This window comes from Mucilaginibacter pankratovii, from assembly GCF_014773265.1.
Lineage (GTDB): Bacteria > Bacteroidota > Bacteroidia > Sphingobacteriales > Sphingobacteriaceae > Mucilaginibacter > Mucilaginibacter pankratovii.
On the sequence record NZ_JACWMY010000001.1, the window covers coordinates 726,855 to 740,569 of the forward strand.

A 13,715-nucleotide genomic window follows, 5' to 3' on the forward strand; every position below is an offset into this window, starting at 1 on the left:
TTAACTATACCCGGTTCTTTAAAACTTAACATATTATTGGGGTGCTGTACCCAGCCAAAACAGGGCGTCGCTAAACATTTTGTTTTGCAGTGGCGATTTAAACACCATATCGCCATGGCCCATGTTGAGGTAGATCATCCGGTAGCGGGTATTGGTCCAAACTACCGGGATATCGCCCCCACGGATCACATCCTTTTTACCCAGGGGATAATTGGACGGATCCATAGTTAAAAGCACCTTAATGTCTTTATTATCGCGTGGGTTGGGTTTCCAGCCGTACCATTCGGTTATGGGGGCCACATAATTTTTAGGCAAGCTACGGGTAGCGGGATGCGTGTTATCATCTACAATGAGTTTTGCAGGCAGCGGCGGCCAGTTGTTGTTATAAAAGGTAGCCCCCAAAAAGTTTACTATCCAGGGCCATTTGGTGGTTTTATCGTTATAGCCCGATACGTGGTAGCCCATCCAGGCGCCGCCGTTCTCCATAAAATCCTCAAAAGTTTTACGCTGCGCCTCATCCTGCGGGAAATCATTTATCCACATCACCACTTGGTAATCCTTCACGTTCTCTGGGTTCAGTTTTTTCCAGTCGGTTGTGATTTCGAATACGAAATTCTGCGCGGCTGCCAATTTTGTATAAAAGCTGATGCAGTCGCGGGCAAAATCAACATGGTCCGACTCGACTATGGTAGAGTAAAATGCCAGCACCCTAAATTTTGGTTGAAGCGCTACGGTATTTAAGCCCAGGCTGTTTTGCAGCGACTTTTGCATTTTACCCAATGCCGCAACAAAGCCCGTAAAAAGGTTATCATCCTCTGCCGACCATGGTTTACCATTTTTGTAATCGCGCCAGCGGTATTCCAGCTTCGAGTATTCGTTACTGATGCCGGGTTCAACAGGTTTTTCGAACACATTGGTTACCATAACGCGATAGCCCACAGCGGTGTGCTGTACGCTGATATCGGCTCGCATCCAGTAATAATGCCCGTCGTCGCTAACCGGTATCTTGAATATTCCCACACCCTTTACCTGGTGGTTTTGTTTATCGATAGCTGTTAAGCCGCTTCCGGGAAAGGCAAATTCGGCTTTAAACCATTTTGCTGCTTTGTTCAGCACTTCGGCTTCGGTGGTTTTTCCGATAGTGGCGTAGGTAGAATCGTATACTATTTTGCCCTGTATTACAGGCAGCATTACCTTTGGCTCGCGTTTTTGCGCTAAGGTTGCTAAAGGAAGCAGGAGGCAGATGAGTAAGAATCTGTTAAGCATTGTGATAAGGTTTAGCGTTTATTTTTTTGTAGCGGCCCAGAATATGGCATTGCTGAAAAGCCGCTTGTAATTAGCGTCGTCGAAAAGCACCGGCGAATGGCCCATAAAAATGTAAACGTTGCGGGCTTTAACAGCCGGGTTGGTCCATATCACCGGGTGATCACCCATTTTTACATCGCTTGCGGGTGTATAAGTATTTTCATCAACTGATGCTAAAACCTTTACGTTAGGCCTCGGGCTTTTGTCATAGGTGTACCACTCCTCTTTCTGTATCCAAAAGCATGAGGGTATACCTTTCATTACCGGGTGGGCTTTATCTCCTACATTCACCTGCCCTTTTGCAAAACCGGGGATATAGTTTTTAAACCTCACCTGGCCCATAAATTGGTGGAACCATGGCCACATCTGGAAGCCGTCAAACTCGCCCAGTAGCGTGGCGTGATGGAAGCCTATCCAACCTCCCCTGTCCTCATTAATATATTGCTCAAACGCTTTTACGGCCTTATCGTTCCAGGAATAGGGCGGAAAATCCAACTGGATAAATAACTGGTATTTGCTTAAAAAGGCGCTGTCGATGGTATCCGTGTTGGTAATATAGTCCACCGTAAAATTGCTGTCGGCGGCAAGTTTATCCAGCCACACTTTTGCCACTTTTGAGTATTCGATATGATTTCCGCCGTTCTCGTAGATGGCTATTACTTTAAAGCGTGGCGCTTTTTGCGCCTGGCATGCAAAGGCAAAAAGGCAGAGCAGGATTATCAGGAGTGATCTTTTCATATATGGATATCTATGTATTGATGTAAGGATACAAGGCGGCGGGGTTTATTGTGTGGCTACGGCTAACAAATACCAGGCGGCGTGTGGTAACCATTGCTCCGCCCAGCGCCAGTCGGAATCTTTGCCTGATACGGCGTACGGGATATTAAAATCGATATCGTGCTCGTCTTCAAAGCCGGAGGTAATGCCGTTAACAATGCCGCCCGGTGCGTTGGTATATTCAAACGTCCCGAAAAAACCATAGGTGGGATTGTTATGGCCGGTTCCCTGCAGCATGCTGGCATCAAACGGGTTTAATCCGAGGATCCAGTTCAGCTGGTCGAGCGCAAATCCCTGCAGTTGGTCATGAAATGGTTTATCATCCTTAAACAATTGCGCGGCCATTTTCGCTGCCGTGGCCACCGAGCCCAGCCGGGCATTCTCTCCCTGCCACCATGGCGAGGCATCGCTTCCATGCGGAAAAAAGAACGAGCTGCGGCGCTTGCCCAAAGTGTCCTGTACCAACTGGCGACTATAGCCAAAAGGATTATTCACTTCTTTGGTAATACCCAACTCAAACTGAAGCGATGCCTTTACGGCAGCTTTTATTTTTTGCTGTGTAGCTGCCGGGGCCAGCGGATAAAAATTTAACAGGCTTACTACCGGCATCCCCGCGTCAGAAGGATGGAAATACGGCCTGTCCTGATCATCGGCGCGCCAGTAATTTTTGTATTTGTCCCATGCCGCAAGTCTGCCTAAAAGGTTATTGGCGCGGCGCTCCGCTGCTGCTTTATAAACATCTTTTTGGGTAACTTTATACAGCTCGGTAGCGGCGCTCAGGGCGCAATAATCGTCGAGAATATTTTCTTTCCCATCATAATCAACTTCGGCGTTTTTTTCTTCAAGGAAGGTGAAGGCATTTTCAGCTGCCTTTAAATAATCGGCGTTGCTGTATTCGCCCGATGTGGGGTAAGCAGATGCCATGGCCAGCGAAGCGATAGCCAGGCCACCGCCAGATCGGTAACTGGCCAGGTAACTCTGCAGGCTTTTTTGTTCGATGGTTTTGGTGAATGATTGGTTTTTATTTTGCTTAATGCGATAGCTGCCTTCATCGGGTTGTATCACCCTATCCTTCGGCAACTTGCCCGGCCCCGGTGCACCAACCGAGCGGTAGAACGAGCCATTTTTTACCTGCAGCCTCACCAGGTAATCGGCACCGTACATGGCTTCATCCAAAATGCGGCGGTTAAACTGGCGATAATCGGTACCTGGGCGGGCGCTTAAAAGTTCATAGGTTTTAAACAGGCTCCAGTCGGTAAGGGAAATTTGCTGCGGATTAAAGTAAACAGAAAATGAGAGGTGCGACAGATGCTTGCCATAATCGCCGGTGGCATCGTACCAACCGCCATGTACATCTACGGTATCTTTGCCTTTGCCCGAGAGGGTTAGCGTATGGTCGGCCTTATCAAACAGACCCGAACTGCGCTGCCCTTTAAAATAGTATACTACTTCTGATATGGTTTTCTGCTCCAGCAGGTTTTTACCGATGGCAAATGGAAAAGAGCTTACCGTTTTTTGTGGCAATGTAACTACCAACTTATAATTGCCAATAGTAGTAAACGCGCTGAAATCGATGATGTAAAACTGCCAGTGCTTCCATTTATCTACCGCGCCGCTGTAAACTACTTTACCGGAAAATGCTTCCTTGCCGCTTTCGGCATCTACCAGTTTAAATCTACCGACGGCAATTTTATTTTCGGCAACCAATACGGCATGTTTGGGTTTATCAAATTCATAACCTACATGGTTGGTAACAACTTTTACCTGTTGCGCCATGGCATAAGCAGGCAGCGCCAGTAGCAGGCATAGCATCGGTTTTTTTTGCAGCAAAATATATTCCCTTCTTCTCATATATAGCGTGTATTGGCAGTATTCGAACTGTAGTGGGCGACACCTCTATAGTCTCTTGTCGCTCGCATATTTAACTCACCCCGGGTTCGCTAACGCTGCCCGACCCTCTCTCCGCAAGCAGAAAGAAGGTTAAAAACAAAAATAAAAATCTCCCCTCTTTGCGCAGCAGAGAGGGGTTGGGCCTGCCTGCCGGTAGGCAGGGGTGAGTCAACTCGTGTCGCGGACATTTGCACCGTGTTTCGAACACTCCAGGTTTACTATCCAAAGCTAAAGCATTATGTACCCCGCAGACAATTTTATACCACTACAACAGCACTACCAGCAATAAATACTTGAATTTATTGCACCCGTTTCAAAGGTCTCCAATGGCCGACATTCCTCCAGATCATTTCATTTTAGAAATTCATTATCCGGCCTGTAGTAGTGGTATTGTAGTGGCTGTAAAATAGCAATTGATTAAAGTTTGGCGGATAATTGCAATGTATCAGCACCAATATAAAACGCGCCGCTGAAGCCTTAATAAACCTATACATGTCCACTACAGAAAAGACCAGGAAATTCCTGATAGCAACGCATGGCAAACTGGCCGGGGGTGTAAAGTCCTCCCTCGATATTATTACCGGTGCCGCCGATAACGTTTTTTTGATCGAGGCTTATGTGGATGAGAGCCGCTCTGTTGAGGATGATATAAAAGCGGTTATAGCCCAGCTTACCGAGAACGATGAACTGATCGCGTTTACCGATCTGCTTGGCGGCAGTATCACCAATCAAATTTTGCAGCACGCCAGCCAAAAGAATGTACATGTGGTATCGGGCTTTAACCTGGCGCTGGTGATAGAAATTTTATTAGCTGATACCGATGCCCCCGCCGAAGAGGTAATAGCAGAAGCTATAGAAAATGCCAAACAGCAGATGGTTTATGTAAATACCCTGTTAGCTGCCCAAAATACGGAGGAGGACCATGATTAAACTGGTACGCATAGACGACCGCCTGGTGCATGGGCAGGTTGCCTTCACCTGGACACCCGCCCTCGGCGCCGACTGCCTGCTTATTGCCAACGATAAAGTAGCCGCAGACGAGTTTATGAAGATGACCTTAAACCTGGCCAAACCGCCCGGTACCCGCCTTTTAATAAAATCGGTTGAGGCAGCAGCTACCTTTTTAAACGACGAGAAAAGTAAAAACGCAAAAGTGCTTGTCCTCATCAACAGCATTAAAGACGCGGCAGCCTTGGCCGACAGCGTACCGGCAATAACCTCTATAAACTTTGGGGGACTTCGGTCAAAAGAAGGCTCAAGGTTGATATCAAAGGCCATTGCGGTTAACGAGGAGGATATCTCTATTATAAAAGATCTGTTAGTGAAAGGGATTGAGCTGGAGGTAAGGCAGGTGCCTACAGATACCCGGCAGTTTTTACAAAACCTGATATGATAATGAACAATATATAACCAATTACAAACCAATAAACCTTGACCCTAACCTATTTACTCATCGCCCTCATCGCGATGTTTGGACACTCGGAAGACCTGATGGGCACTACGCTGCTCAGTCGCCCGCTGGTGCTTGGCCCGCTGGTGGGGCTTGTACTGGGCGATGTAACGCAGGGCGTGATGATAGGTGCCACGCTGGAACTGATATTTATGGGGAACATCAAAGTGGGTGCTGCCATTCCACCGGATGTTATTACGGGCGGGGTATTGGGCACGGCTTTCGCCATACTATCGGGCAAGGGGCCTGCTATTGCGCTGGCCATTGCGGTGCCGGTTTCCATATTGGCCGAGATGGTGATAAGCGGCTTATTTGTATTTAGGGCAGTGTTGAATAAAAAATTCAGTCAATACGCAGAGGATGGAAATTACAAAGGCATTGAGCGGCTGCATATCCTGTCGGGCCTTTTAAAACCCCTGCTAATGGGAACTATTATCCTGTTAACGCTGAACCTTGGTGCGCCGGCTATCAAATCTTTACTGGATAGCATACCGCCATGGGTGCAAACAGGCCTGCAGGTTGCCGGCAATATGCTGCCCGCATTAGGCTTTGCACTGCTGCTTAACCTTATGTTCAACAAAAAAATGGCACCTTACTTTTTTCTGGGTTTTATGCTGGCCGCCTATTTAAAACTGCCGGTAATTGCCATTGGCGGTTTTGGGTTGATCATAGCGCTGCTGGTAACCCAGGTAAGCGAGAAACCGGTTGCGGATGACGACGACAATTTTGGTAGCGAAGATGAACAACCCGAAACACCACAACAAACACATAGCCTAAGCAAAAAAGATCTCCGCAGCTTATTCTTCCGCTCCTTGTTTTTAGAGGCCAACTTTAACTTCGAAACATGGCAAAACACGGGCTTTGCCTTTGCCATTATACCGGTGCTTAAAAAAATATACCATACCAGGCAAACAATGGCGGCGGCTTTAAAAAGGCACTTGACTTTTTTTAACACCAGTCCGTATGGGTCCACGCTAATCTTAGGGATAACCGCTGCTATGGAGGAGCAAAACAGCCTCGACAACGAATTTGACGAGGAATCTATCAACTCGGTAAAACTTGGGTTGATGGGGCCGCTGGCCGGCGTGTTCGATTCTTTGTTCTGGGGTACCTTTAAGGTGATTGCCGCAGGTGTAGGTACATCGCTCGCCATCAACGGCAATATCATGGGGCCAGTGCTTTTTCTACTGATATTTAACGTGCCGCACCTGCTTTTGCGTTACAAACTCACTTTTGTAGGTTACAATGCGGGTACCAAATTCCTGCAAAGCCTGGCTAAAAACAATGTAATGGACCGGCTTATCAAAGGTTCATCCATATTGGGGCTCATGGTGGTTGGCGCCATGCCGGCGACGCTCATGAATATTACCACGCCCCTGCAGATAGGTAACAAAGGGTCGGCCATTGGCTTACAAAGCATTTTAAACCAGGTAGTGCCGGCCATAATACCACTGGGACTTACCTTTTTAGTTTACTACTTCGTCAAAAAAAATATAAAAACCACTTACCTGCTCATAGGTCTGCTCTTGCTTGGTTTTGCGGGAAGCGTTATCCACCTGTTTGCATAAAGAAAGATATAAATGAAGGGAATTGGAGTTTCACCGGGCATTGCAGTAGGCAGGGCATTCGTCATCAAAAAAAGTGCCCCGGCAACCAATGGCATTGTTTTACAAAGCAAAGAAGAGATCGCAGCCGAAACCGAGCGTTTCAACACTGCTGTTTTGAATGCCCTGGCCGAAATTGAAGCCATTAAAAACAGCTCCCAACTCATGCTTAATGATGACGAAATAGGCATCCTGGAAACCCAGGTGGAGTTGATCAACGACCCGCAGATAAGGGAGGATGTACTGGCTAAAATAGAGACCGAATATAATACCGCCAACGATGCCATGATAGCGGTTACCGCAGGTATTGTGGCACTTTTTGAAAGTATGGACGATGAATACATGCGCGCCCGCTCTGCCGATTTCCAGGATATTGGTAACCGTATCCTCAAATACATTAACCGCAACGGCGAGACCAACAACCGCTCCTCCTTTGCGCCGGATACCATTATTATAGCTGACGACCTTACTCCATCTGATACCATTACGCTCGATTTGAACCTCGTAACCGGCTTTGCCACACAAGCCGGCAGCAAAACTTCGCATGCGGCCATCATCGCCAAATCAAAAGGGCTGCCTGCGGTAGTTGCCTGCGGCGATGAACTGATGAACATCAACCATAACGATTTTATCATCCTCGACGGACTGAGCGGTTTTGTTTACGTAAACCCGGATGAAGCAACCATCCGTAAATATTCGGCTAAATCAGCGTCATTCAGGCAGCAGGCCGATCTGTATAGAAACGTTAAACATCTGCCCGCCATTACTGCCGATGGTACGCAGATAAAGCTGCTGGCCAATATCTCAAGCGCCGATGATATGGACATGGTTTTCGATAATAGCGGCGAGGGCGTCGGCCTCTTCCGCACCGAAATGCTTTTTATGGACAGGGACACTTTCCCGGATGAAGAAGAACAGTTTGAATTTTATAAAAAAGCAGTAATAAGTGCCGCGGGTTACCCGGTTACTATCCGTACTATCGATATCGGCGGTGACAAGCACCTGCCCTATTTTAACTTACCTGCCGAACTTAACCCTTTCCTGGGTTATCGCGCCATCCGTATCTCGCTGGACCAGGAAGCGCTTTTCCTGCTGCAATTAAAAGCAATTTTAAGGGCCGCTGCATTTGGCGAGGTAAGCATCATGTTCCCGATGATCTCGAATATCAAGGAGATCCGCGATGCCAAAGCAATCCTGGAAAAGGCAAAAAAAGAATTGATTGCTGCGGGTACAGCCTTCGATGCAAATATCAAAGTGGGTATTATGGTAGAGATCCCCTCCGCAGCGATCACGGCAGATATACTGGCCAAAGAGGTAGACTTTTTCAGTATCGGCACCAATGATCTTTGCCAGTATACCCTCGCTGTAGACCGCATGAACGAAAAGATAAACCACCTGTACGATCCCTTTAACCCCGGTGTACTACGCCTCATCCATAATGTAATTGAACAGGGCCGGCTGCACAATATCCACGTAGGCATGTGCGGCGAAATGGCTTCGGACTCCCTTGCTACCTTGCTGCTGCTTGGCATGGGATTGCAGGAATTTTCGATGAGCGCGGCTTCCATTCCCACCATTAAAAACAGCATCATTAATACCAACATTGCCCGCGCAAAACAAATATGTGCCGATGTAATGAAGATGGAAAGTTCGGAAAGCATTACGGCTTATTTAAAAGAAACAACGCTATGATAACTAAAGGATATACCATAACCTCAGCACAGGGAATGCATGCACGCCCGGCAACACAGCTGGTGAAGCTGGCAAAAGAGTTTAGCGCAACCATCAGCATAAAAAAGGGTGATAAAACGGTAAAGATGAATAGTTTGCTCAATATCCTCTTGCTAAGTATTAAAAGCGGCGAAACCGTCGCCCTGATTATAGATGGTGCCGACGAGGTAAGCGCGGCCGTAGCAATTGATATTTTTTTTACAGATACCTTAAAGCACTTATAACAGATAATGAAAGTTACCATCACCAACAACGAACAGGAATTTGATACCACCGCAGCATGGCGCATTATTGCGCAAATGCTGGAGAAAAGCAACTCGGTAATTGGTCTTTCCACGGGGCAAACCACTATTGGTATGCACCGTATCGTTTCCGAAATTCATGCGCAATATCCGTTCGATGTATCAAACATAACGCTGTTTAATGTGGATGAACTCACCAACCTGGATAGGGAATATGCGGGCAGTTGTTATACAATGATATTAAATCAAATAGCCGGTCCGTTGGGCATCCCTGAGGAGAATTTCATTATGCCGCCCACCCTGTCTGATGATTTTGTTGCGGAAAGTATCCTGTTTGAAAAACGCCTTACCGAACGCGGCGGGGCCGATCTGCAGATGCTCGGCATAGGCAGTAACGGGCACATCGGTATAAACCAACCTGGTACACCCTTCGAAAGCGAAACCTGGGTATCGCCCATGGATCCCGATTTTGAGGCCCGCGTGCGCCGCGAAACACAGGTACCCCCCGAAACGGAACTGGGCGGACTTACCCGTGGCGTAAAAAACATTATGCATACCCGTAAACTCATCCTCATAGCCAAAGGGGCGCATAAGGCGGAGATCATTAAGCAAGCCATCCTCGGCCCGGTCACCACGGATATCCCCGCATCTGTTGTGCAGCTGCATCCCAATTGCGAGATCTTGCTGGATGCTGATGCCGGGGCTTTGATAGCAGATTACGCTAAAGAACGTGGTTATAACTGGTAACAAAAAACAACGCATTAATACCTTCAACCCAAACATGTCGCAATTACCAAAACGCCTTTTATCTATTGATATGCTGCGCGCCGTCACCATGTTTTTAATGCTGTTTGTAAACGATGCCGACGGTATAAAAAACATACCCGGATGGATAGGCCATGCCAAAGGCAGTGAAGACGCACTGGGCTTTGCCGACATTATCTTCCCTGCATTTTTGGTGATCGTGGGACTTTCGCTGCCATTCGCTATCAATAATCGTATCAAAAAAGGCGATGGTCCGGGGCAGGTGATATTTTACATCCTTACCCGTAGTGCGGCATTGCTTATTATGGGGTTTTACCACGTCAACCTCGAATCGTATGACCAGCCGGCGGCACCAATACTACAAGCCCTTTGGGCGATTATTATTACGGTGGCCTTCTTTTTAATATGGCTGGATTACCCCGAAACACTCGCCAAAAACAAAAAAAACCTGCTGATAGGCCTGGGTTTGGTAACACTATTAGTAATGGCTATCATCTACAAAGGCTGCGACGACGATGAAATTGCACACGGCATGCGCCCGGGTTGGTGGGGTATATTAGGTATTATTGGCTGGGCATATCTGGTTTGCTCCATTCTATATTACCTGTTAAAAGGAAAGCTCACATACCTGGTTTGCTGCTGGGTGGCATTTATTACGCTCAACATTGTTTGCCATAGCCTTATCCCCAAGGGCAAGCTCTGGCTCATTGGCGATGGTTCGTCGGTAGCGCTGGTGATAGGTGGCATTGTCATCTCCAGCGTGTACGCCTATTTGGTTGAGCGGGGAAAAACCCAGCTGCTATGGGCTACATTCAGCGCAATTGGTGTGTTGCTGCTGGTGGCCGGCTTTGTGATAAGGCCTCACGCACAGGGCATCTCCAAAATACACGCCACCCCTGCCTGGGTGTTTATCTGCTCCGGTATCACCATGTTGGTTTTCGAGTTGTTTATTTACCTTGTTGATGTACGAGGCAATAAAAACCTTTTCAGCTGGATCCGCCCTGCCGGTACCAGTACGCTCACCTGCTACCTGATGCCCTATTTCCAGGTATTTATATTGAAGCTATTCATCACTAAATACCCGGCTGCCATCAATACCGGTGCCGCGGGCTTACTGCGCTCGCTCCTTATTGCTTTTGTGCTGATAGTACTGGTGGGCCTTATGGAAAAGAAACACCTCCGCTTAAAAATTTAAACTGATTAAAACCCTGACCGATATAAACAATGAAAACCTTAAACATCCTTAAAACCTGCGCCCTTGCCGCATGCCTGCTTTGTATAGTGACACTATCAGCTATGAACCCGCCCTCTGCAAGGCCCAAAAAGCCCAAACGTGTAATTATAGGCTATGTGGGCGGCTACCGCGGGTTGATAGATACCGCCATGGTGAACGCTAATAAACTTACCCATATTAACTACGCCTTTGTTGATGTAAAGAATAACCGCGCCTTTTTAACGCACCGTAAAACAGATACCGTAAACTTCAGGGTGTTGCGTAACCTCAAAAAGATAAACCCGGACCTGAAGATCCTCATCTCCATAGGCGGATGGACCTGGAGCCGCAATTTTTCTGACGCTGCCTTAACCGATACCTCGCGCCGGGCATTCGCCAAAAGCGCTGCCGATATTGTAAAGATATACCAGTTAGACGGTGTAGACATTGATTGGGAATACCCTAATGATATTGGCGCTGGCAACATTTATCGCCCGGAGGATAAGCAAAACTTCACCCTGATGTTTGAAGCCCTGCGTACCGAATTGGACGACGTGGAGCGTATAACCGGCAAAAAAATGCTGCTTACCGCGGCTGTTGGCGGTTTCAAACGTTTTATTAAAAACACCGAAATGGACAAAGTGCAGCGTTACCTGGATTATGTAAACCTGATGACATACGATTATTTCCAGGATAGCCTGGGTATAGCCGTGCACCATACCAGCCTCTATGCATCAAAGATCTACGAAACAGCCAACTATGCCGATAAAGCAGTGAACGAATTTATTGAGGCCGGGGTACCCGCCAATAAACTGGTAATGGGGATGGCCTTTTATGGCCGTTCGCGCAAAGTTACGGATGTGCTGCGCAACGGGCTTGGCCTTAAAACGGATGGTTTTATGCGCGGCGGTGGTTACACTTATATCAAAGACAGCCTGCTGAGCAAAAAGGAATATAAATACTACCGCGACCGCAACGCAGATGCCCCTTACATTTTTAATGCGAGCACAAAGCAATTTATTTCCTACGATGATGAATGGTCGGTGAAGCAGAAGTGCAAATATGTGATGAAGAAGAACATGGCAGGTGTGATGTTCTGGGAATATTCAGACGATAAGAAGGAATACCTGATAAATGCCGTAAACAGAGTATTAAAGTAAGTGTTGAGGTATGGATGCTCCCTGAAGTGCCGGTTTTTCATTAATAAAATGACGCACGTCATTTTTATTTTGCTATTAACTATTTAACTTTGAGTTGCTAAATCTAACTACCATGAAAACCATACGATTTAACTTTAACCATCCGGTAAATGGCAATGCCATTCTTACACGGGTTGGCTGCGCCGGAAGCCCTTGTTTGAGGATGAAGGTAGAAAGCTCGAAAGGCAATTTGCTGGAGATACCGGTTACAGAATGCAATGAAGGCAAGTGGAAACTTATCCTCGATTGGGAATACGATGGCCGAATGTTTTCTCACCGGGAAGATTTTGAAGTAAGCCTCGGCAAATTAAAATCATAAATTCGGCAAAGCCGGGCAGTTACCATTTGTTCCCCCTTGCTAACTACGGAGTCGTTTCGTTAAGCACCGGCACAGGGGTATTGCTAATGACATTATTTTCTACCTCGTTATTAAATGGCGCGGGATGGGTAACGTTTGGTATCAAACTTGCCCGTCCAATCCGCATTTTTACTTCCGCCTATTAAAATGCCGGTACTGCAGTGGCTTATCCGGTTGTTTTTTACAACGCAGTCACTTGCTGCTATATAAAAACCCGTATCTATCTTCCCTTTAGCCATGCCATACATCAGCCTGATGGCAATTGGCAGGCCTTTAAAGCTATTGTTGGTAATGGTATGCATGGTGCCGTTAACCCGTATACCGCCCGTACCACCCGCAAAAGTATTACTATCAATAAGGCATTCGTGCCCTCCACGCATCACCAGTTCGCCATTGCAGTTTTCGAAATAGTTATTGATGTATTTGTTACCCGATGATTTATTACTGATCACCTCCGGTTCGCCATTGCAACGGATAAAGCGGTTATCGCGTACCGTGGCGTAAGAATAGCGATTGCCCAGCAGTATCGGGTCCTGCCCTATTTGTACGCATTCGCCGCCGTTATTGCCCTTCCAGGTAACGCTGTCTTTATCCATAAAGGTGTTATGATCTATCAATGTATACAGCGACACCTCCGTACCCGTAACTTTCACCTGCAACTCCTGGTTGTTAAAGTTACCGGTAAACCTGCAGTTATCAACCCTGTTATGATCGCCATTGCCAGATATTACCACGATGGGCATAAACTGGGTATCCACCGTATTTTTGGTAAATACACAATTTGTAAGCCGGCAATATTTTGCGGCTTCCAGCTGTATTAGAACAACGTCTTCGCCTTTGGTCTTCAACAATTGGCAGCCGTCAAATTTTAAGCCTTTAAGCTGTATATAACTTCCCGTTAACTTTAGGATAGCCCGGCGAACCTCCCCCGTGAATACCACTTTACCGGCGCTTTCTGCCATTACTATAATTGGTTTAGTTGCGGTTCCGTTAGAGTTTATAGCTACACTCCAGCCAGTGTAATTACCGTTGGCAATTACAATTTCGTCGCCCGGTAAAATCACAGCCGCTGCTTTACTAAATTCTTCCTGCGTTGCCACTTTATAAACTTTACCAAAGCTTAATTGAAAAGCGAAAAAGGCGCATATGGTTAATATCCAATATTTTATCATCGTTTTAAT

Annotated in this window: 13 protein-coding genes; 9 read left to right on the forward strand and 4 right to left on the reverse strand. The window is 46.9% G+C overall.

What is annotated here, in order from left to right:
* Positions 1-33 precede the first annotated feature (33 nt).
* Genes IDJ77_RS27555 through IDJ77_RS02810 form a run of 3 tightly spaced genes read right to left on the reverse strand, consistent with a single transcriptional unit; the run spans position 34 to position 3,933 of the window.
* Positions 34-1,266, reverse strand: a complete 1,233-nt coding sequence (locus IDJ77_RS27555; protein ID WP_224750936.1) for a ThuA domain-containing protein — start codon at positions 1,264-1,266, stop codon at positions 34-36.
* 18 nt (positions 1,267-1,284) lie between these two features.
* Complete coding sequence (locus IDJ77_RS02805) at positions 1,285-2,043, reverse strand: ThuA domain-containing protein (RefSeq protein ID WP_191187394.1); 759 nt, start codon at positions 2,041-2,043, stop codon at positions 1,285-1,287.
* Between the two features lie 45 nt (positions 2,044-2,088).
* Positions 2,089-3,933 carry a glycoside hydrolase family 9 protein gene (locus IDJ77_RS02810; RefSeq protein WP_224750937.1) on the reverse strand — a complete coding sequence of 615 codons (1,845 nt, stop codon included), beginning with the start codon at positions 3,931-3,933 and terminating at the stop codon, positions 2,089-2,091.
* Positions 3,934-4,464: 531 nt separating this feature from the next.
* Between IDJ77_RS02810 and IDJ77_RS02815 the strand changes: the two genes are divergently transcribed.
* From IDJ77_RS02815 to IDJ77_RS02855, 9 genes are all read left to right on the forward strand, one after another.
* Positions 4,465-4,902 carry a PTS sugar transporter subunit IIA gene (locus IDJ77_RS02815; protein WP_191187395.1) on the forward strand — a complete coding sequence of 146 codons (438 nt, stop codon included), beginning with the start codon at positions 4,465-4,467 and terminating at the stop codon, positions 4,900-4,902.
* Entirely contained in the window at positions 4,895-5,365 is a 471-nt protein-coding gene (locus tag IDJ77_RS02820; RefSeq protein ID WP_191187396.1) for a PTS sugar transporter subunit IIB, read from the forward strand. The genes IDJ77_RS02815 and IDJ77_RS02820 overlap by 8 nt, the downstream gene beginning before the upstream one ends.
* A gap of 38 nt (positions 5,366-5,403) precedes the next feature.
* Entirely contained in the window at positions 5,404-6,990 is a 1,587-nt protein-coding gene (locus IDJ77_RS02825; protein WP_191187397.1) for a PTS system mannose/fructose/sorbose family transporter subunit IID, read from the forward strand.
* A gap of 12 nt (positions 6,991-7,002) precedes the next feature.
* Positions 7,003-8,718 (forward strand): phosphoenolpyruvate--protein phosphotransferase, encoded by a 1,716-nt coding sequence (gene ptsP / locus IDJ77_RS02830; RefSeq protein WP_191187398.1) that lies wholly within the window; start codon positions 7,003-7,005, stop codon positions 8,716-8,718.
* Positions 8,715-8,981 (forward strand): HPr family phosphocarrier protein, encoded by a 267-nt coding sequence (locus IDJ77_RS02835; protein ID WP_191187399.1) that lies wholly within the window; start codon positions 8,715-8,717, stop codon positions 8,979-8,981. Before ptsP ends, IDJ77_RS02835 begins: the two co-directional genes overlap by 4 nt.
* Before the next feature lie 6 nt (positions 8,982-8,987).
* Positions 8,988-9,746 (forward strand): 6-phosphogluconolactonase, encoded by a 759-nt coding sequence (locus tag IDJ77_RS02840; protein WP_191187400.1) that lies wholly within the window; start codon positions 8,988-8,990, stop codon positions 9,744-9,746.
* A 34-nt stretch (positions 9,747-9,780) separates the two neighbouring features.
* Positions 9,781-10,959 carry a DUF5009 domain-containing protein gene (locus IDJ77_RS02845; protein WP_191187401.1) on the forward strand — a complete coding sequence of 393 codons (1,179 nt, stop codon included), beginning with the start codon at positions 9,781-9,783 and terminating at the stop codon, positions 10,957-10,959.
* A gap of 29 nt (positions 10,960-10,988) precedes the next feature.
* Positions 10,989-12,137, forward strand: coding sequence for a glycoside hydrolase family 18 protein (locus IDJ77_RS02850; protein WP_191187402.1), 1,149 nt, complete (start codon positions 10,989-10,991; stop codon positions 12,135-12,137).
* Positions 12,138-12,249: 112 nt separating this feature from the next.
* Positions 12,250-12,495: a hypothetical protein gene (locus IDJ77_RS02855; protein WP_191187403.1), complete on the forward strand. Its 246-nt coding sequence runs from the start codon at positions 12,250-12,252 to the stop codon at positions 12,493-12,495.
* Positions 12,496-12,605: 110 nt separating this feature from the next.
* Here IDJ77_RS02855 and IDJ77_RS02860 read toward each other — a convergent pair whose 3' ends face one another.
* Positions 12,606-13,706 carry a polysaccharide lyase 6 family protein gene (locus IDJ77_RS02860; RefSeq protein ID WP_191187404.1) on the reverse strand — a complete coding sequence of 367 codons (1,101 nt, stop codon included), beginning with the start codon at positions 13,704-13,706 and terminating at the stop codon, positions 12,606-12,608.
* Between the last annotated feature and the right edge of the window lie 9 nt (positions 13,707-13,715).